This is a genomic window from Pseudomonas cucumis (assembly GCF_030687935.1).
In the GTDB taxonomy this organism is placed as follows: Bacteria; Pseudomonadota; Gammaproteobacteria; order Pseudomonadales; family Pseudomonadaceae; genus Aquipseudomonas; species Aquipseudomonas cucumis.
The window spans coordinates 3,064,319-3,084,648 of record NZ_CP117454.1 but is presented as its reverse complement, the minus strand read 5'-3'; the positions used below and the strand labels follow the sequence as shown (position 1 = coordinate 3,084,648).

The following is a 20,330-nucleotide window of genomic DNA, read 5'->3' as shown; positions in this document are numbered from 1 at the left end:
TACTGTCAACCCGATTCAGGTAGAGGATGAAAAACGTTTAGAAGAAGCACGAACCGACAAGTTCAGCCCGATTGCCTGCGTCATTCACTTCATCGCCAAGGCAATGACTTCCACCAGATTGAGTTGGGTAAAAGGCTTGGACAGGCGCGGAAGTCTGGACGCGAAGCCTTCCAGGCGCTCGGCGTAGCCGGTGGCGAGGATGATCGGCAGGTGCGGCCTCATTGCCCGAATAGCCTGCGCCAGCTGCGCACCACTCATCTTGGGCATGACCATGTCCGTAATGACCAGGTCAAAATCGTGTTCGCTGTCGAACAGCTCCAGTGCCTGTGCACCGGACGCTGCACTGATCACCCGATGGCCCAGGTCTTCAAGCAACAGGCTGGTACTGGTCAATACCAGGCTATCGTCGTCCACAACCAATACACACAAACATGGCACCTGCGACCCGGCTGTATCCTCGGTAACGGGATCGGTGGTCGAGCCGGCGATAGCGACGGGTAACCAGAGTTCGGCCGTAGTGCCGACGTCCTTCTGGCTTTTCAGAATGAAGCGCCCACCCAGTTGCTCTGTAAACCCGTGAACCATCGACAACCCGAGGCCAGTGCCTTTGCCGACGCCTTTGGTGGTGAAGAAGGGGTCCATTGCCGAGGCCAGGGTAGCGTCATCCATGCCCTCCCCCGTATCCGTGACACTCAGGCAGACATAGCGGCCAAGCGAAAGGGACAATTTCGACTGATCGTGGATTTCTTCTGTTTGGGCACTGATGACAAGTTTCCCACCGTCGGGCATTGCATCGCGGGCGTTGGTCGCCAGGTTCAGTACCGCCAGTTCGAGCTGATTGACGTCGGCCATGACAGGTTCGAGTTCGGGCGAAAAGTGGGTTTCTATGCTCACCCCAGGCCCCAGAGAGCTGCGCAATAGCCCGGTAATCCCCTGTATCAGCGCCGGTATCTCGACGGATTCGGTCTTGAGCTCCTGACGCCTGGCAAACGCCAGCATGCGCTGGGTGAGGGAAACCCCACGCATGGCGCCTTGAGTGGCGTTGTCAAGCAAACGGGTAATTCTCGGGTCGTCTGCCGCACGTTTACGAACGATTTCCAGATTGCCGAGAATAACGGTCAGCAGATTATTGAAGTCGTGGGCAATCCCCCCGCTGAGTTGACCGATAGCCTGCATCTTTTGCGCCTGAAATAACGCTTCGCGGGTTTTTTCAAGGGCTTGCTGGGCTTGGGTCACCTCGGTGATGTCCCGAGTGATCTTGGCAAATCCCAGCAACGTGCCGGTGTCGCCCCAAATCGGGTCGACCACGACATGCGCAAAAAACCGCGTGCCGTCCTTGCGCATGCGCCAGGCCTTATTTTCGTATCGCCCCTCGCGCGTAGCAATCTCCAGCGCCCGTTGCGGTTCACCGGCTTCACGGTCTTCAGGGGTGTAAAACATCGAGAAATGCTGGCCGATAACTTCTTCGGGCCGATATCCCTTGATTCGCTGAGCCCCCAGATTCCAGTTGGTCAGGCGTCCATCCGGGGCGAGCATGTAGATGGCGTAGTCGGTAACGCTTTGCACCAGCAGCCGGAACTGCTGCTCGCTTTGTTTGAGGGTTTCTTCGGCCATTTTACGGTCGGTCAAATCCCGGGTGATCTTGGCAAAACCCAGCAATTTGCCCGACGGATCGAGAATGGGATCGATGATGACGTGGGACCAGAAATGCGTGCCGTCCTTGCGAACCCGCCAGCCTTCGCCCTCGAACCGCCCTTCGCGAATGGCGGTATCGAGCGCGCGCTGGGGCAGACCGGCTTTGCGATCCTCCTCGGTATAGAAACGCGAAAAGTGCTGACCTAGAATCTCCGCCTCTTCATATCCCTTGAAGCGTTTGGCACCGGAATTCCAACTGTTGATAATGCCATCGGGGTCGATCATGTAGATCGCGTAGTCGACCACTGCATCGATCAGCAGACGAAAGCGCTTCTCCTCGATGGCATTGGTCTTGGTCCGGTCATCGCTCATGGATCCCTGTCCTTATTGTTGTTCTTCTGGAGTATGCGACAAACCGCTTGTCAGGAAATTCAAAAAAAAACGTGGGTTTGTCGCATTGGCGCGACGGACTATCGGTACACGTACTTGACGATATAGGCGTACAGATCGTTGTACACAAAATCCGGCACCCGTTCAGCATGGGCTTGGGTTTTGAGCAGTGCCAGATGACATTCTTTTATCATTTCATCGCGCTCACTCATCGTGTAGATGTGATTGTCGATGATCCTCCCATAAGCGCTGTACGTATAAGGTGCCGGTGTTCCTGCGATGGTCAAGGTCCCGTCGGCGGCTTTGGTATAAGTACTTTGAGCGCGTAAGGTCCGTTCGTTCGCCGGGCTGCAAGGGTCAGGTAAAACGTGCCTGCTGGAAAAGAACCTCCTTCCCTCGAATCGCTACGCCAACTACGTTCGTCTGTATCTGCCCGACTACCGAAAAAAACACCCTCAATACGCCGAGATGATCAAACTCGGTGTCCTGCACGCTTATGAGCATACGGAGGCTTTCGTCAGGGAGGTCAGCGCGAAGATCTGGAAATGGAAAGGTTCGTCACTGTGTCGGATCTGGATGCCAGCAGAGACATACCTTGATTTCCTTATCAAAGATTCGCTTGAAAGTGATTGCTGCCTTTTGAATAAAGCGCTGTTTCGCTGTTTGTTCAAATGAGCGTGTCTTTCAAGATATATCACTGTTTTATAAAGTAAATATTCCTACAGAACAGAAGGAAATTGCGTCGTCTCGACTGACCACCAGCGCGGCAGCAATTGCTTGACCTTGCTCTCGCCAAACCGGTCATCGATCAGCATCACCACCCCTTGATCCTGCTGAGTGCGGATCACCCTCCCCGCGGCTTGCACGACTTTCTGAACGCCAGGAAACAGGTAGGTGTAGTCATACCCGGCACCGAAAATCGCCGCCATGCGCTGTTTCATCTGTTCGTTGACCGGATTCAGTTGCGCCAACCCCAGGGTGGCAATGAATGCACCAATCAACCGCGCGCCGGGTAAATCGATGCCTTCGCCGAATGCTCCTCCCAGCACCGCAAACCCCACGCCCTGACTATGAACAGTGAATTGATCGAGAAACGCCTGACGCGGCACTTCCCCCATTCCCCGGGACTGCGACCACAGCGTGATGTGCGGATGCCGTTCGGCCAGCAACTGGGCCACTTGCTGCAAATAATCGAAGCTGCTGAAAAACGCCAGATAGTTACCGGGGCGTTGCGTGAACTGTTTGGCAATCAGCTCGACGATGGGCTCGAGGGATGCCTGACGATGGACATAGCGGGTCGAAATCTGGTTGACGATGTGTACTTGCAGCTGATCGGCATGAAATGGCGATTCCACATCGATCCATACCGTGTTCGCTGGTGTTCCCAGCAAATCGGCATAGTAATGCCGAGGGCTCAGGGTGGCGGAAAACAACACGGCGCTACGCGCAGCAGTCAGGCGCGGGCGAATGAAAGCGGCGGGCACAACATTGCGCAGGCACAGTTGCGACAGGTTGCGCTTGCGCTCGAGGTCGCGCTTGCTGATGTCGAACAGGAAATGTTCATCGAACAGTTCAGCCACGCGGCCGAATTGCAGCATGTCGAAGTAAAAATTCTGTAATCCGCTGTCCAGGCCCTGAGGGTGATCATTCAGGTAGTCGCCGATGCTCGCGCAGCACAAGGACAGCGCCTGAAGCAGTTTTTCCGGGGCTTTGTCGTAGGCCTGATAGGGGCTCAGTTGCTGATCATGCAGGGCGCTCCATTCTCGATTAACCCGTTGCAGGGATCTCTTCAGTGCCTCAGGCGCGGTTTTTCGCACGTTGTTCAACGTCGCCTGATCGAGGCTGGCGCTGTACATCTGCCGGCCGCGCTCTACCAGGTTGTGGGCTTCGTCCACCAGCACCGCGACTTTCCAGTTATTGGCCTGGGCCAGCCCGAACAGCAACGCACTGAAGTCGAAATAGTAGTTGTAGTCGGCGACCACCACGTCCGCCCAGCGAGCCATTTCCTGGCTCAGGTAGTAGGGGCAAACGTCGTGCTGCAGGGCAACCTCGCGCAAGGCACTCTGGTTCAGCAGGCTCAGTTGGCTGGCGGCCTGACGCGCGGCCGGCAGACGATCATAAAAACCTTGGGCCAACGGGCAAGACTCGCCATGGCAGGCTTTGTCCGGGTGCTCACAAGCCTTGTCCCGGGCGATCATCTCGAGGACTCGCAAAGGTGGCGCGTCGGCGCTGTCGAGGATGACCTGAGCGGCGTCCAGCGCCAATTTGCGCCCCGGGGTTTTCGCCGTGAGGAAAAACACCTTGTCCAGTTGTTGCGGCGCCAAGGCCTTGAGCATCGGGAACAGCGTGCCAACGGTCTTGCCGATACCGGTCGGCGCCTGGGCCATCAGGCAGCGACCGGTGCTGACAGCCTTGAACACTGACTCAGCCAGATGCCGTTGCCCGGGGCGAAAATCAGTATGAGGAAATGCCAACCGTTGTGCCGCCAGATTGCGCCCTTCGCGATGGGCCATTTCCTGTTCGGCCCAGTGCAGGAACAACCCGCAGTGGTGTTCGAAGAACAACTGCAATTCGGCGGCGCTGAAGGTCTCGACCAGGCAGGTTTCCTTCTCGCTGACGATGTCGAAGTACACCAACGCCAGATTAATCTGCTCCAACTGCAGTTTCTGGCACATCAACCCGCCGTAGGTCTTCGCCTGCGCCCAGTGCAACTGACGGTGGTTGGCCGGTTGTTTGCTCAGGTCGCCACGGTAGGTTTTAACTTCTTCAAGGCAGTTCTGCACCGGGTCGTAGCCGTCCGCCCGCCCCTTTACGGTCAAGGTCCGATACTGGCCCTCAAGGGCGACCTCATTCTGGTAACCCTCGCTGCGCCGTGACGCCACGGTGCGATGCCCGGCGATGCCTTCCAGCGCAGTCGGTGACGGGGTGAAGCGCAGGTCGAGGTCGCCGACCTTGGCGGTGAATTCACACAGCGCCCGCACCGCAATGCTGTAGCTCACGCGCCCTGCTCCGCCCATTGCACGTAGCACACGGCGATCGGCATCTGGTGCTCGTGACAGAATTCCAGCCAGCGCAATTGATTGTCTTGCAACCGATCGCCGGGGCCTTTGACTTCGATCATCCGGTAGGTTTTGTGTTGCGGCCAAAACTGGATCAAGTCCGGCATGCCGGCGCGGTTGGCCCTGATGTCGAGCAGCAGTCGATTGAACCAGTGCTTGAGGTGTTCCGCGGGCAGACAGTCGAGCGCCTGCTCCAGCAGTTCTTCGCTCAGCGCGCCCCAGAATACGAACGGTGACTGCACGCCCCATTTGGCGCTGTAACGCTCGCGAACCGTTTGCACATAACGCCCGTCATCGAGTTCGGCGAGGCAGGCCTGGAACAGGTCCGCGCGCCGCGCATGAAAGTCTTCGTTGAGCAGGTCCACCGGCCCGCGCTGGAACGGGTGAAAAAACGCCCCCGGCAACGGCGCGAAGATCGCCGGCCAGCACAGCAGCCCGAACAGTGAATTGATCAGACTGTTCTCGACGTAATGCACCGGCGCCGAATCGTCCGCCAGGTGTGCCTGAACGTAAGACTCCACCGACAACGCCGGATCGTGCCGGGGCAGTTGCAGGTCCAGACGCTGCATGGCCCGAGGGGCTGGCCGCTTGATCGGCGGCCCACCCAATTTGCGCCGCAGTCTGGGCAGCACACGCGATAGATGCTGATGCTCGGCGGCGCTTTCGGGGGCTTGCTCGGCGTGGGCGGCCAGGTCCATGGCCAGTTGATATTCAGCACAGCGCTCCAGCACGCGAATCAGCCGCAGACGCGCGCCGGGGTAGGCGCATTCACGATAGAGGCTCAGGGCGGTGGAAAAATCGGCAATGCGCTCGCAGTGTTGACCGATCTGGAACAGCAGTTTGCCCCGACGTCTTTGCAGCCAGGGATTGTCGAGCTGCAGCCCGTTGATCTGCTCGACAACGTCCGCCACGTCTTCACCGGCCTCAAAACGTTGCTGACAGCTGTGCAGAAACAGGCAGGCGTCGACGTCCTCGCGACTGCGCAAGCCACGGGACTCGGCGCAGAACTCGACTTTTTCATAGGTAAATATGCCCAGGTCGGCCAGCACGAATTCCGACCAGTCCTGGTAAAGATTGCCAAAAAACATCAGCCGCAGCCGGTCGCACAGGCCCATGACGGTCAGGCTGAACAACCGGTCATTCAATGCCGGGCACCACAGGGCAAAACTTTGCGCCTCGGGAAATTGCTCGCTCAGGGCCGGCAGCCAATCGGTCTTTTTGCCTTTTGGCTGATCGATGACGCTGCCAAAACACTGGAGAATCTCGGCCTTGAGCAACACCTCGAACAAGTCTTCGATGTGCAACGGCGACTGCTCATCGACCCAGCCCGATGCCAGTAGCGGCGCCGCAGCGTTGTCGATGTCGCCGATCTCGACGTAACTCAGTTTACCCGCCCTGAAATGCACCCCCTTGCGCATCACCAGCCTGACCAGCAGCGCCTGGGATTCACGGGGCAGTCGATTGAAGTCGCGGATAAAATCCTGTTCCTCGACGCTCAATACATCGGCATAACGATGTTCAAGCCAATCAAGCACTTGCATGAAGTTATTCAAGTAATAGAACGGGTCATCGAGAGGATTTACAATCACGGGCAAAAGGGCCATGGCAAACGAGTACTGGTTATGCGTACAGATACCAGCTATGCCCCACCCGGTGCAAACGGAAAAGGATCAGTGGCAACGCTATCCGGCAATTTTCGGGTGACCATCGAACTTTCTGCCATTCCATTGCACCAACCGCGTTAGAGGCACAGCGACGATCGACCTCAAGCGAGGCGTTCGCGCTGTTTTTATTCAGTGATAAGAGGTGTGTATGAATATCAAGACTCTGGGTTTGCCCCTGGCAGTAGCGGCCTTTCTGGCCTTGGCCGGTTGCTCGACGCCGACGGTCGTGACCCTGCAGAACGGCACCCAGTATTTGACCAAGGACATGCCGAACACCAAAACCAAGGATGGCTTCTTCGAGTTTGAAGATATTTCCGGGGCGACGGTAAAAGTCCGGGCCGATGACGTGGCCACGGTTCGCAAGGAAGACTGACGCCCTGAACGGGTTGCCCGCGTTGTCATCGCGGGCAGCCAAATCAGAGATATTTGAGAATCGCGATATCGCGACGGCGCTGTTTGAGATTGGCGAACCAGCGCGTCGGGAAGAACAGCAACACCCCGAGGATCACGCTCCATAGCCAGACCAGGGGCAGGTTATCGAAGCCATAATAAGTGCCCTGATTGGTGCCCCAAATCGCCACGGCCACCAGATACATGGCCTTGAGCACGTACAGGTGCAGCAGATAGAAAAACATCGGCGCACCGCCGTAAATCGCCAAGGTCGCGGTGGACCAGCGATCCTGGGCTTTCTCGAACAACGCCAGAAGAATCAACCCCAGACCCAGCGTCGGCATCAGGAACATCAGCGATGGCGGGTACTTCTTCGCGCTCATAAAGCTCATGAACGTGCGAAGTGAGTCCCCGGTCTGGACCCAAGGTTTCTCGCCGTAAACGTTCAGGTAGCGGATAAACACGAACGCTACCAGCAAGCCAACACCGACTTTCAGCAACCGCGAAACCCGCTCCGCCGAATCCATGTCCTTGCCGAACCATGGCCCGATGGCCCAACCCAGCAGAATCACCCCGATCCACGGCAACACTGGATACGTGGTGCGAGCCCGGGTGAACTCGGTGATGTCGATGAACACCCGCTGATGCAGGATTGACCACGGCACAAAGAACGGCGACTCCGGCCCCACGGTCACGCCATCGAGCAGGTTGTGTCCGGCGACAATCGCTACTCCGAGCACGATCAACCAACCGCGTTTGAAGTGCAGCAACCCGGCGAGCACGATCATGCAGATGCCGATGCACCAGATCACTTGCAGCCACAACGTCTTGGGCGGGAACTCGGCGTTCCAGGCAAAGCACACGAACGTGAGTTCCAGAAACACCAGGAACAGCCCGCGTTTGAGCAGGAACACCGAGGTTTCATTGGCCGTGTGTTTCTGGCTGTAGAGCCAGGCCGACAAACCGGTGAGGAAGATGAACACCGGGGCGCAAAGGGTGCTCAGCAGTCGGGTGAAGAACAGGTCCGGGGTCACACTAAAGGCGTCGACCGGGTCGGTCACCTGGCGGTGCAGCAGAAAGGTTTCCCGTACGTGGTCGATGAGCATCAACAGCATGACGAAGCCGCGCAGGGCATCGATCGCCAGCATCCGCGTATTGGTTTTTGCCGCGCTGGTAGCAAGCGCAGGGGAAACACGTCCCACCTGCCCTGCAACGCTGGTGGATAGGGTCATATCAGTCACTCATGTCGTGGTCAGTGGACTATTGCTGGCGGCTCAGTGAATCCCGGAATGCTGTTGTCGCAGGAAATGTATTGCCCCCCGCGCCGGATCAGTTGTTCCTGCATCCGCTGGCAGCGCTCCAGTTCCTGCTGCATTGAGCGATCGATGCTGATGTTGCCGGTCTTCTCCGGTTGTTTACCGTCGCCCAGGCGCACTGTCACCCTGGGCTGTTCTGGCTGGAGCTGGAAGCGGCTTTTTTCTTCGATGGGGTTGGCGGGTTCGGTCACTGCCGGTTTGGGCAATTGATCGGAGGTGACCCCGTAACGGGTCAGAATCGAGCTCTGAGGCAGGTCTGCGGCGGCGGTGGCCGATAGAAAGGCCAGCGCCAAACCGACGGTGTACCTCTTGCTGTTACTCACGTTGCAAAATCTCCTGTACTCAATGGCGGCATGCAGTACTAGCGTTATAGCGTAACGCATAAAGAGGCTGATGCTTTAGTGCCAGTTCCTGTTGGTGCAGGTATTGGAGTCCGGGAGTGAACCGTGAGTCACCGACATCGCGGGCAAGCCCGCTCCCACATTGGATTTTCATTGTTCGCAAAATCCCTGTGGGAGCGGGCTTGCTCGCGAAGAGGCCCTTACCGGCGCCCCATCACCCTCAGGCGATCACAATCCCGCTACCAGACAAACTGTCCAGCCCCACACCCACCAGGGTCACCGAATCACTGCCGAATGTCAGCAGCGTGTCCTGCCCCACCGCCGTGGCATGGGCCCGATAATCATCGTTCGGCGCAACACCCTGAACCCCGAGGAACACCAGTTTGTCGTTGGTTTGATAACCCACCACCCGGTCCTGGCCAAACGCGCCGCTGAACAGGAACGTATCGACCCCGCCACCCGACTCCATCAGGTCATTCCCCGCCCCGCCGACAAACACGTCGTTACCAATGCTGCCAATCAAATGATCGTTACCATCAAGGCCAAACAACCAGTCGCCCGATGCGTGTGCGTTGAGAGTATCGGCGCCGGTCGTGCCCTTCATGCTTGAGGCGTACTGGGTCAGGTTGCTGCCGGTCGCAAGGCCATTGGTGGTGACGCTGTGGGTTACGTCATCCTTGAACACACCCCAGAGAAAACCCGGCTCCTTGGTGACGATGCTGCCGATGTCGCGGGTGATGCTGATGCCGCCATTGGCGTCGCGCACGTACAGGTTGCCGGCACCGTCATTGGCGAAGACAAAGTTCTTCACCGACTGCTGCAGGTCCAGCACGTTGCTGCCCTTGCCGCCCAACAGGATGTTGTAGCCACCGCCATCGCGGAAGGTGTCGTTGCCGTCGCGGCCTTCCAGGTAGTCGCTGCCCTTGCCGCCCTGGATCAGGTCATTGCCGTCGCTGCCGATGATAAAGGTGCTGCCTTTGTGGGTTTCGGCATTGCGGTTCAAGTCCTGAACCCAGGTGTTGCTGCGTGCCGGGTCCGAGAGGTTGGCGACGATGATGGTCGAGTCTTTGCTGGTCAGGTCGTAGAACGTCGACTCCAGCACCCGGGTCATGCCGTCGCCGTAACCGGTGGGCAAGTGCGAGATCCAGGTGGGAATGTTGAGGATGGAATACGGCAGCACGTTCCACGCCGTCGACGCGTAATGGTCGTTGAAGCTGACGATATTATCGGTCGTCGAATCCTTGGCGGCATCGTGCACGCCTACCGAGGACAGGTTGAACGACGAGCCATCGAGGGCGCGGAATACCGGGTCGTTTTCATAACCGATGTTCAGCACTTTGTCGCTGCTGCTTTGGGTCGGCGAGGCGTAGGCGATGTAGTTGGAATCCTGGTAGAACCCGGACCATTTTTCGCTGCTCAAGTCCGCCAGGCTATTGACCGCCAGGCCACCGAGGCTGTGGCCGCTGACCAGCACGTCCTTGCCCGACAGCCCATTGGCCTGGGCAAATGCCGCAACGTCACCGAGCAAATTGCCGAAGGCTTCGCCCGCGTAGTTTTTCGCGTAATCCTTGGGACCCAACGCCGCCAGCAGATCGTTGATCACATCGCCGATGGAGTCGCCGATCTGGATTTCTCGCGGGCCGCTGGTGCCGCGAAAGGCGATGCCGATTTCGGTGAGATGACCCTGGGCGTCGTACTTGCCGAGGATCTCGACTTGAGCGCTGGTGTAACCGGCCTTCTCGCCGAAGAAGGTTCCACGAGCGTCGGTCTTGCCGTCATAGCCCAGTTGCGCGGCGGTGATCGGCGTCCAGCCGGCTTTTTGCACGGCGTCGAGCGCGGCCTTTTCCGAATCGGGGTTCCAGGGAATGCCGGGGATGACGCCTTGGGAATCGGTGCCGCCAATCAGTGCGGTGACCAGGGTTGCCGGCAAGCCCAGGCCGAAGCCGTTTTGCTGGTAACCGGTGGCGAAACCGTTGTCGAGGTTGTGATAGGAATACAGCGTGATCGCCATGGCGTCGCTGAACAACGCCTTGGAGTCTGCTGTGCCGAAGTTTTTGTAGTCATACACACCCATTGGTATTGCCTCTCTCTTTGTTGGAATTGTCAGAGATAGCTCACAGCCAGGACGCCTCGACCACGAAGCGCCCCGGAGCATTTAGTGCATGCAGCTTTTACGCAAACGTAATTCCCGAAGCCGAGAGATTATCCAGACCCACGCCCACCAGCGTTACGGCGTAATCGCCAATCTTGAGCACAGTGTCGTTACCGGCCTGGGTCGCGTGCTGCGCGTAGTCATAACCCTGCCCCGCGCCCTGGACGCCCATGAACACCAGTTTGTCGCTGCCCTGGTAGCCATTGATCGCGTCGAAGCCGAAGGCGCCGCTGAACAGGAAGGTGTTGTTGCCGCCCCCCGAGGCATGCATCACGTCATTGCCCGCGCCACCGACGAAGGTCACGTGGCTCTTGTCGCTACGCAGCAGATCGTCGCCGGCGTTGCCGAACAGCCAGTCACCGTCGACGCTGGCCACCAGCGTGTTGCCGTAGGCATCGCCATTGAGCGAGTGGTTGTAATGGGTCAGTTCGCTGCCATTGAGCAAGCCATTGGCAGTGACGTTGTAGGTGATGTCCTTGCTGCCCCACCACGAACCCGATTCCTTGCTCACCAGCGCGCCGATGTCGCGGGTCATGCTGATGCCGCCGTAGGCGTCGCGCACGTACAGCGTGCCGTCGCCGTCATTGGCAAAGCTGAAATTCTGCAACGGCTTTTGCAGCTCGAAGGTGTTGCTGCCCTTGCCGCCCAGCAGCAGGTTGTAGCCACCGTCATCGCGGAACCGGTCGTTACCGTCGCGGCCTTCGATGAAGTCATTGCCCGCGCCGCCCTTGAGCCAGTCATTGCTGTCGGTGCCGATGATGAACGTGCTGCCGATATGCGGCTCGCCACTGCGGCCCAGGTCCTCGACCCAGGTGCTGCCGCGGGACGACTCCGACAGGTTGGACACGATCAGCGTCGAGTCCTTGTCGGTGAGGTCGTAGAAGCGCGAGTCGATCACCCGGTTCAAGCCGTCGGCATAGCCCAACGAACCGTGGGCCGACCAGTTCAGCGGGTTGAGAATGCTGAACGGCACCAGGTTCTGCGCGGTAGAGGCGTACTGGTCATTGAAGTTGACGATGTTGTTGGTCGCCGAATCCTGATGACCGTCGTGTTTGCCCAGCGAACCACTGCTGAAGGTGGTGCCGTCGAGCACTCGAAACACCGGGTCATTCTCGTAGCCGATGTTCAGCACGTTGTTGCCGGTGGCGCTTTGGGTCGGCGAGGCGAAGGCGATGTAGTTGGCGTCCTTGAAAAAACCGCCCCAGTTATTGCCGCTCAACTCCGCCAGGCTGTTGACCCCTAACCCGCCAAGGCTATGCCCGCTGACCAGCACCTCCTTGGCACTCAGGCCATGGGCGATGGCGAACGCGGCGACGCTTTTGAGCAAAGTGTCGAAGGCGTTCTTCGCGTAGTTCGTCGCGTAATCCACCGGGCCGATCGCGGCCAGCAGGTTGTTTTTCATGTCGCCGAAGGTGTCGCTGTAACCCAGGCCGCCGGTGCCACGGAAGGCGATACCGATGCCGATCAGCTTCCCTGCCCCGTCGTATTTACCGAGCACTTCGGCTTCGGCGCTGGTGAAGCCGTCCTTCTCGCCATAGAAGGTGCCTTGGGCCCCGACCTTGCCCTGGTAGCCCAACGCTGCCGCGCCAATCGGCGCCCAGGCAGTCGCCGGCAGTGGCTGGCCAGTGGGCGTGTACGCGTAGAGCGTCAGCGCGATCGCGTCGGAGTACAGCGCCTTGCCGGCCTCACTGCCGGCATTTTTGTAATCAAACAGTCCCATGATCTTGCTTCCTTAGCGTCAAATCAGAACTGCCAGTCCAGGGTCAGGCCCACACCGTGGTCTTTTTCCCGGGAGCCGAGCAGCCCGTTGTAATCCAGGTTCAAACGGGTATCGCGGCCCAGCGCCAAGCCGGCACGGGCACCGACCACCGCGGCATCGCGGTCCATGGACACGCTTTGCACGCTGAACGCGGTGTTGCCGTTGACGAAGGCCAAGTGGTCTTCGGAACGGGTGTTGCTCAGGTTGTGCTGCCAGCCGAGCGTGCCGGACAGTTCCAGCTGTTGCTGGTCGGACAGCGCAATGGCTTTGCTCGCCCGCAGGCCAAGGGTCGAAAGCACCACGTCGCGGTTGTTTTCCCCGCCCTTGAGCGCAGCGGCGTCACCTTTTTCGCTGAAGCTTTCAGTGTTCAAGTGCACGTAAGCCAGATTGGCGAACGGTTCCAAAGCCAGTGCTTGCAGGTTCAGGCGATACGCTGCCTCGCCGAATACTTGGGTAGTCCCGGAGTCGACCTTGGCTTTCTGTTTGGCGCTGACATCACCGTATTGCAGGTCGCGTTTGACGTCCGCCCGATGCCAGCTGTAGGCACCGCCGGCACTCAAGCGCCAAGCGCCCATTTCGTGGCCGGCATAGGCGCCCAGGTGATAACTGTCGACCTGTGCTGATGAATGAGTTCCGGAGCCCATGCTGACCGAGCTGTCGCTGTAACCGGCGACCAGGCCCACACGGGTTTGGTCATCCACCGCACCATCGACACCGGCCAGCAAACCGCCAATCGATGTGGTGTAGCCGGCAGTGTCGTGACTGTCATCGGTCTTGCCCCAGGCCCCCAATGCCTTGATCCAGCCATTATTTCGGGAACCGTCGGCTTCATTGAGACGCTCACCGACCGCATCGCGCAGATAACGGCTGTCATTGATCAACACAGAGCCCAGCGCCGGGTAAATTTCCCCCGACAACTGCTGGAACGCTTGTTGCGCTGAACTGGCGGTCGGCGACAGCAGCAGGCTTTCGTAGACGGCGTTACCCGCGCCAAGCCCTTCCACTGCGGCCGCGACGGAACGCTGATTCGGCGTTTGCCCGACGCTGGCGAAGGTTGTGGCGTTACGCTCCACGCTCAGCTGAATGCCGGTCGCGGCGTAGTCGAGGCTGCCGCCGATGAACAGATAGTTGGGCAGCACCGCGCCGAACTGGCCCTGAATCCCGCCCGCCGCTTGCAGGATGTTGTATTGATTGCCCAGCAGGCTTTGCACTTGTTGGGTGCTGAGCAAGGTCGGGCTGTTTTCCAGGGACAGGCTCACGGTAGCGCCGCTGATTGTCGCCGTACCGCCGGCAATAATCTGGTCGCTGCTGGTGGGTGACAGTTCGACGGCATAGGTCGAACCCGGTGCAAATGTCACATCGCCGCTGACTTGCAACGTACCTATGGAGTTACCAGGCGCCACGGTGCCGCCGGCATTGGCATTCAAGGCGGCGACTCGTCCGTTACCGCCGAGGGTGCCGCTGTCATTGACAGTCACCGTCGATGTCAGCGAGCCGTTTACCGCCAGCAAACCACCGTTGACCGTGGTCGGGCCGCGATAAGTGTTGTCGCCAGTGAGCATCAACCGTCCGGCCCCGGACTTGATCAGGCTGCCTTCGTAGACTCGGTTGGCGGCGGCGGAGTCGCGAGCTGTGCCCACCGCGTAATCGGTCTGATCCTGCTGACTGGCGCCGGCCGGGACACCGTTTTCCCAGCCCTTGTCCTTCAACGTCTGTTGCCAGGCGCTGTGTTCGGCGGCGTCTTCGGCCTGACGTTGAATCAGCGCCCGGTCCGAAATGTCATTGCTCCAGACATCGCTTTGCCCGGCTGCCAGATTGGCGTCAAACGCCCCGAGCAATTGCCCCGGTCCGCGCATCGCCCGTTCGAGGTTGGCCACGCCCCAACCGATGCGCGTACTCGGTGCGTTGGTGATTGAGCCGTCGAGCTGCGTTGCAGTGGTCAGCAGCACCTCCAGCGCCTGCTGATTATTCATGTACGGATAGCGTTCCATCACCAGCGCCAGAGCCCCGGTGGCATGCGGCGCGGCCATGGAGGTGCCGGACTTGATCGCGTAACCGCCGCCGGGAATGGTGCTGTCGATCTTCGCCCCCGGGGTGGTGATGCACCAATACTTGGCGATCCCGCACTGGTTGTATTTCTGCTGATTGCTTTGATCCAGCCCCGACACTGCCAGCCAGTGGCCTTCCAGGTCCGGCTGAAAGTACGGCAAGGCCGAACGCACGCTGGCATTCGGGTAACCGCTGTTGCCGGCGCTGAACACGTTGATCACCCCTCGGCGCGAAACGTCGGCGGCGGCATCAAGCCAGGTGCCTTTGTTCCAGTGCTGGGCGTAAGCGGCGTGCAGGTCGTCGAGGGTTCGGTAACTGACGTCCTTCGGCTGGCTGCCCCAGCTGTTGTTGATCGCGCGCACGCCAGCATCTGCCAGGGCGTTATAGACCGCTGTGAAATAGCGCGGGTCGGGGCTGGGGCCGAACAGGAAACTGTCGTTCTTGTTGGTGTTGCCGACGTAGATTTGCGCGTTGTACGCCACGCCGTGCATGCCGCTGCCATCACGGGAAGCACCCATGGTGCCGGTGACGTGGGTGCCGTGGGAGTCGTTGTTGGTGTTGAGCGTGCCGTCGACATTGAACGCCGAGCCGTCGACATAGCTGCCGCTGGCCGTCACCGCGTGATAACGCTCTGCGGCAAATTCGGGATGGCTGGAATCGAAACCGGAATCCAGCGCGCCGATTTTCACCCCCTTGCCGGTGATGCCGGCGGCATAGGCTTGATCAGCCTGCATGCGCGCCAGGCCCCAATCGCGCTGGAACTCCGTCGAGCGCCAACTGGCGGGGTCGCCGGGTTTGCCGGTTTCCAGATAAAGCGCCTGGGCTGGGCCTGGTACTGATGAAATCAGGAGCAATAGCGCGCCGACCGACATCGGCTTGATCTGTACGTCCATGTTCATGACTCTCGCTTTTTTGGCGTTTTTAGAGTTGTAGTCCCCCTGATCAGGGGCGGTGTTTCATTGCTAACTCAAATCCTGTATCCCGGTGCTCTGTGGCGAGGGGGTTACTGAGTCTTCGTTGGCCGGCCCTGGCCGAAGGCCTCATCCACCTTGGCCAGATCCTGCTCGCTCAAGGTCCCTGCGTAGTAATGCAACTTAGTCCAGGCCATCAAATAGTCGTAGCGCGCCTGAGCCAGATCCCGGCGGGTGGTAAACAGTTGTTGTTCGGCATTCAACGCATCGAGGTTGACCCGTTCGCCGCCCAAAATGCTTTGCTTGGTCGAGACCACCAGCGCTTCGGCCGACGTCAACGCCTTCTGATAAGCCCGCAATTTATTGACCCCCGACAGACAGGCGCTGAACTGACGGCGCAACTGGATCAAGGTTTCCCGGGTCTTGCCGTCCAGCTCGTACTCGGCCTGTTCCATCGTCCGGCTGGCCTGACGGGTCGAGGCCGAGACCCCGCCACCGGCATACAGCGGCACGTTGACTTCGATGCCGATGGTGTTGGTGTCGTAGCGCTGGTTATAGGTGTTGCCGCTTTCCGATTCGTTCTGGCGCACCGAGGCGTAGGCACTGACTTTTGGCAGGTGGCCGGCGCGGTTGCGTTCGACTTCGTAGCGCGCCACTTCCACCGCCTGACGCTGGGAGGCCAGGTTCGGGTTGTTGGCCACCGCCATCTCGTGCCAGGTGTCGTAATTGGCCGGTTGCAGGGTGAAGGTCTGGAAGTTCTGATCCAGCGGCGTCAGGTCACCAATGTTGATGGCCGGCACGCCAACCAGTGCGCCGAGCTCGCGCAGGGCCGCGTCCTGTTCGTCGCGAGCCTCGATTTCCTCGGCGGTCGCCAGTTCGTAACGTGACTCGGCTTCGAGGATATCGGTGCGCGTGCCCTCGCCTTGGCGGAACATCTGCTCGTTCTGCTGAAACTGCTGCTCGAAGGCTTTTTTCTTGGCCCGTGCAATGTCGATCTGGTCCTGAGCGAACAGCGCCTTGGTGTAATTCTCCAACACGCGAACCAGCAGTTCCTGGCTCTTGCCACGAAAGTTTTCGTCGGCGAACAGCGATTGCGCCACGCCTTTGCGATACGCCGCATAAGCCTCGTAATCGAGCAGCGGCTGTTGCAGGGTCAAGGTCGAGCCGTAACTGCTGTAGTTGCGGTCCTCGGTGAAGTCTGGTCTCCCCTCATTAAGTTGAGTGACCTTGGAGGTGTTACGCCCCTTGTTGTAGTTGTAACCAATCCTGGGCAGCAGCCCGGCGCGGCCGATGGCACGGTTTTCAAGGCCTGCATCGCGCTCCTTGATGGCACCGAGGAACACCGGATCATTGCGTAACGCTTGCTCATAGATGTTGAAGGGCCCCATGGCCATCGTGCTGTTGCACGTCAGCAACGCCAGGGTCGCCGCGAGCAGGGAAAACTTATTCATACAGCCGAACATCCTTATTCCTCGGTCAACGCGGAGCCTGCCCGGTCGAGCAGCGGTTTGAACAAATAGTTGAGGAGTGAACGTTCACCGGTACGCACGAACATTTCTGCCGGCATGCCCGGTTTGATCACCAGACCGTTGAGTTTTTCCATGGCCTGGTCACTGACGCTGCTGCGCAGCACGTAATACGGCACACCGGTTTTCTCATCGACCATCTGGTCGGCGGAGATCAGGCTGACTTCACCGGGGACTCGCGGGGTACGGCTCTGGTTGAACGCGGTAAACAGAATGTCCACCGGCAAGTGCGTGCCGACCTTGTCGATCAGGTTGATCGGCAGGTGTCCTTCTACTTCCAGGCGGGTACCTTGCGGGACAATCTCCAGCAAGGTGTCGCCCTGACGCACCACGGCGCCTTCGGTGTGAACCCCAAGGTTGACGGCGATGCCGTCGGCGGTGGCGATGATTTCGCTGTGTTGCAGGTCGAAGCCGGCGGAAGTCAGTTGCTCTTCCAGGGTCACGCTTTTGAGCTGCGCGTCGGCCAGTTGGCTGCGGACTTCTTTCTGGTATTCCTCGCTGTGCTGTTGCAACTTCAGTCGGGATTCAAGGATGCCTTGCTCCACGCGGCCGCTTTCGCCGGTGTTCTCGGCCAGCTGTTGCTGCACTTGCGACAACTGACGCTGGTAATCCATCAAGCGGTTGCGCGGGATGTAGCCGTTGTCCGCCAAGGGCTGAAGATTGCTCAACTGTTGTTGCAGGGAACTGGCCTGGGCCGTCAGGTCGGTGCGCGCGCGGCGCATGCCGGCCAGTTGCGCGCTGGCGCCTTCGATGTTCGCGCGCAGGGCGGCATGTTCCCGGGAAAAGGCTTCGCGACGGCTGCTGAACAATTGCCGTTGGCCTTCGAGCACCAAGGCCAGACGCGGGTCAGGATCGTTGCTCAGCTCGGCGGGGAAATTTACCTGTTTGAGGTTATCCCGTTCACTCTGCCAGCGCGCCAGGCTGGCCCACGCCATGCGGTATTGCGCTTGCAGCGATTGCACGTCGGCCGCGACCTGGGTCTGGTCAAGGCGGAACAGCGGCTGGCCTTGCTTCACCACTTGTCCTTCGCGCACCAGAATCTGGCTGACTACGCCGCTGCTCATCGATTGCACGGCTTTGCGCTTGCCCGAGACCACCACGGTCCCCTGCACCGGAATACCTTGATCGAGCGGCGCGAGGCTCGCCCACGTGAAGAAACTGCCGGCACCGACAATCGCCAGAATCCAGCCCATGCGAGCGAAGAAACGCGCATCGCGCTCAGGACGTTCGGCGATGTAGTCGTGTTCCATGGTCGCTTCGCTGTCGTCGTTCATGCGTGTGCTGCTCATACACCCGAATTCCTTGTCGTGGGCTGATACTGCCGGCTCATGCTGAGCCCGCCCGGTGCTTGCGCAGGTTTTTCACGTTGTTGTTCCTGGGCGCCTGACGGGTTACCGGCCAGCGCCTTGAGCACTTCCTGGCTTGGGCCGAAGGCCTGCAAGCGACCTTCGTTGAGCACCAGCAACTTGTCGGCCTGGGCCAGGGCTGAAGAGCGATGGGTGACCAGAATCACGCTGGTGCCCCGGGCCTTCATGTGCGCGATGGCGCCGGCCAGTGCCGCTTCGCCGACGGTGTCGAGGTTGGAGTTCGGTTCATCCAGCACCACCAGACTCGGATTGCCGTACAGCGCGCGAGCCAGGGCCACACGCTGTTTCTGACCACCGGACAAACCGCTGCCGTCCTCGCCGAGCACAGTGTCGTAGCCTTGCGGCATACGCAGGATCAGTTCATGAATGCCGGCCTGTTGCGCGGCCTCGACGATTTTTTGCGGATCCGCTTCACGGAATCGGGCGATGTTTTCGGCGATGCTGCCGCTGAACAGTTCGATGTCCTGGGGCAGATAACCGATGTAAGGGCCAAGGTCATCGCGGTTCCAGCGATGAATGTCTGCACCGTCGAGGCGCACCGTGCCGCCCAACGTTGGCCAGACGCCGACCAGCACCCGGGCCAGGGTCGATTTACCCGAGCCGGAAGCCCCGAGCACGCCCAGCACTTCGCCGGCGCCGAGGTTGAAATTGACCATGTGCAAGGTGGCTGCCCGTTGCCCTGGCGGGCCGGCGCTGACTTGCTCGAAGGTGATCTGGCCTTTCGGCGCCGGCAACGCCATGGCCTCCTCAGTCGGTGGATAGGCTTGCAGCAAGGCGTCGAGACGGCGGTAAGCGAGCTTGGCGCCGCTCCACTGTTTCCACACGGCGATCAGTTGATCGATGGGGCTCAGGACCCGGCCCATCAGGATGGAACCTGCGATCATCATCCCGGCGGTCATGTCACCCTGGATCACCAGCAAGGCGCCCAGCCCCAGCACCAGGGATTGCAGGCACAGGCGCAGGGTTTTGCTCAGGGAGCTGATGACCGCGCCGGTGTCGCTGGCCTGATTCTGCAAGCCGAGAAAACGCGAGTGCACCTGGAACCAGCGCTTGCGCAAGACACCGAGCATGCCCATGGCCTGAATGGTTTCGGCGTTATGCAGGTGACTAGTGGCCAGTTGGCTGGACTTCTGGGAAAACCCTGCGGCTTCGCCCAAGGGCTTTTTGGTCATCGCCTCGTTGAGGCAGGCCAGCCCGATCAGCAGTACCGCGCCTGCGGTGGCCAATACACCGAGCCAGACGTTGAACAGAAAGATCACAAACAAATAGACCGGAAACCACGGCGCATCAAAGAAGGCAAACAGCGCCGGGCCGGTGACGAATTGGCGAATATGGGTCAGGTCGCCCAGGGATTGCCCCGCGTTGCCCTCGCCCTTGAACAGGTTGCGCTCGAAAGCGGCTTGATACACCCGCAGGTTGAAACGACGCTCCAGTTGGCTGCCGATACGGATGACAATGAAGCTACGCACGATCTCCAGCAGACCGATAAAAGCGAAAAACCCGACCACCATCAACGACAACATCGCCAGTGTGGTTTCGTTTTGCGAAGACAGTACCCGGTCATAGACCTGAAGCATATAAATCGACGGGACCAACATCAGCACGTTAATCAGTGCGGTAAAACACCCGACACTGATCAGGATGCTTTTATAGTCGCCCAGTGCCTTGAATAACGGTGCGGTGGCCGGGCTCTTCGCCATCTTCATTGGTTTTTCCTGAGGTATTAATCCTCGCCTTACTTGGCGAGGTTCCAATTAACTGTCCGCACATG

At 59.5% G+C, this 20,330-nt stretch carries 12 protein-coding genes and 1 pseudogene; 2 read left to right on the top strand and 11 right to left on the bottom strand.

Annotation, left to right across the window (positions count from 1 at the left end):
* Positions 1-84: 84 nt before the first annotated feature.
* Positions 85-2,007 carry a hybrid sensor histidine kinase/response regulator gene (locus PSH97_RS13985; protein WP_305449695.1) on the bottom strand — a complete coding sequence of 641 codons (1,923 nt, stop codon included), beginning with the start codon at positions 2,005-2,007 and terminating at the stop codon, positions 85-87.
* 360 nt (positions 2,008-2,367) lie between these two features.
* On the opposite strand from PSH97_RS13985, the pseudogene PSH97_RS13980 reads away from it, so the two are divergent.
* A pseudogene (locus PSH97_RS13980) lies at positions 2,368-2,568 on the top strand (zeta toxin family protein); the annotation flags it as partial.
* 176 nt (positions 2,569-2,744) lie between these two features.
* Here PSH97_RS13980 and PSH97_RS13975 read toward each other — a convergent pair.
* Positions 2,745-5,024, bottom strand: coding sequence for an ATP-dependent DNA helicase (locus PSH97_RS13975; RefSeq protein ID WP_305449694.1), 2,280 nt, complete (start codon positions 5,022-5,024; stop codon positions 2,745-2,747).
* Entirely contained in the window at positions 5,021-6,688 is a 1,668-nt protein-coding gene (locus PSH97_RS13970; protein WP_305449693.1) for a VRR-NUC domain-containing protein, read from the bottom strand. The genes PSH97_RS13975 and PSH97_RS13970 overlap by 4 nt, the downstream gene beginning before the upstream one ends.
* Before the next feature lie 208 nt (positions 6,689-6,896).
* On the opposite strand from PSH97_RS13970, the gene PSH97_RS13965 reads away from it, so the two are divergent.
* Entirely contained in the window at positions 6,897-7,121 is a 225-nt protein-coding gene (locus tag PSH97_RS13965; protein ID WP_305449692.1) for a YgdI/YgdR family lipoprotein, read from the top strand.
* A gap of 43 nt (positions 7,122-7,164) precedes the next feature.
* Here the strand turns inward: PSH97_RS13965 and PSH97_RS13960 are convergent, their stop codons facing one another.
* From PSH97_RS13960 to PSH97_RS13925, 8 genes are all read right to left on the bottom strand, one after another.
* Complete coding sequence (locus PSH97_RS13960; protein WP_305449691.1) at positions 7,165-8,370, bottom strand: DUF1624 domain-containing protein; 1,206 nt, start codon at positions 8,368-8,370, stop codon at positions 7,165-7,167.
* Positions 8,371-8,390: 20 nt separating this feature from the next.
* Complete coding sequence (locus tag PSH97_RS13955; protein ID WP_305449690.1) at positions 8,391-8,777, bottom strand: hypothetical protein; 387 nt, start codon at positions 8,775-8,777, stop codon at positions 8,391-8,393.
* 238 nt (positions 8,778-9,015) lie between these two features.
* Positions 9,016-10,869 carry a polyurethane esterase gene (locus PSH97_RS13950; protein WP_305449689.1) on the bottom strand — a complete coding sequence of 618 codons (1,854 nt, stop codon included), beginning with the start codon at positions 10,867-10,869 and terminating at the stop codon, positions 9,016-9,018.
* A 97-nt stretch (positions 10,870-10,966) separates the two neighbouring features.
* Complete coding sequence (locus PSH97_RS13945) at positions 10,967-12,667, bottom strand: polyurethane esterase (RefSeq protein ID WP_305449688.1); 1,701 nt, start codon at positions 12,665-12,667, stop codon at positions 10,967-10,969.
* Between the two features lie 23 nt (positions 12,668-12,690).
* Complete coding sequence (gene eprS / locus PSH97_RS13940; RefSeq protein WP_305449795.1) at positions 12,691-15,648, bottom strand: autotransporter serine peptidase EprS; 2,958 nt, start codon at positions 15,646-15,648, stop codon at positions 12,691-12,693.
* Between the two features lie 110 nt (positions 15,649-15,758).
* Positions 15,759-17,129, bottom strand: coding sequence for a TolC family outer membrane protein (locus tag PSH97_RS13935; protein WP_305449687.1), 1,371 nt, complete (start codon positions 17,127-17,129; stop codon positions 15,759-15,761).
* Between the two features lie 2 nt (positions 17,130-17,131).
* Positions 17,132-18,481: an HlyD family type I secretion periplasmic adaptor subunit gene (locus PSH97_RS13930; protein WP_305449686.1), complete on the bottom strand. Its 1,350-nt coding sequence runs from the start codon at positions 18,479-18,481 to the stop codon at positions 17,132-17,134.
* Positions 18,478-20,265, bottom strand: coding sequence for a type I secretion system permease/ATPase (locus PSH97_RS13925; protein WP_305449685.1), 1,788 nt, complete (start codon positions 20,263-20,265; stop codon positions 18,478-18,480). Before PSH97_RS13925 ends, PSH97_RS13930 begins: the two co-directional genes overlap by 4 nt.
* Positions 20,266-20,330 lie beyond the last annotated feature (65 nt).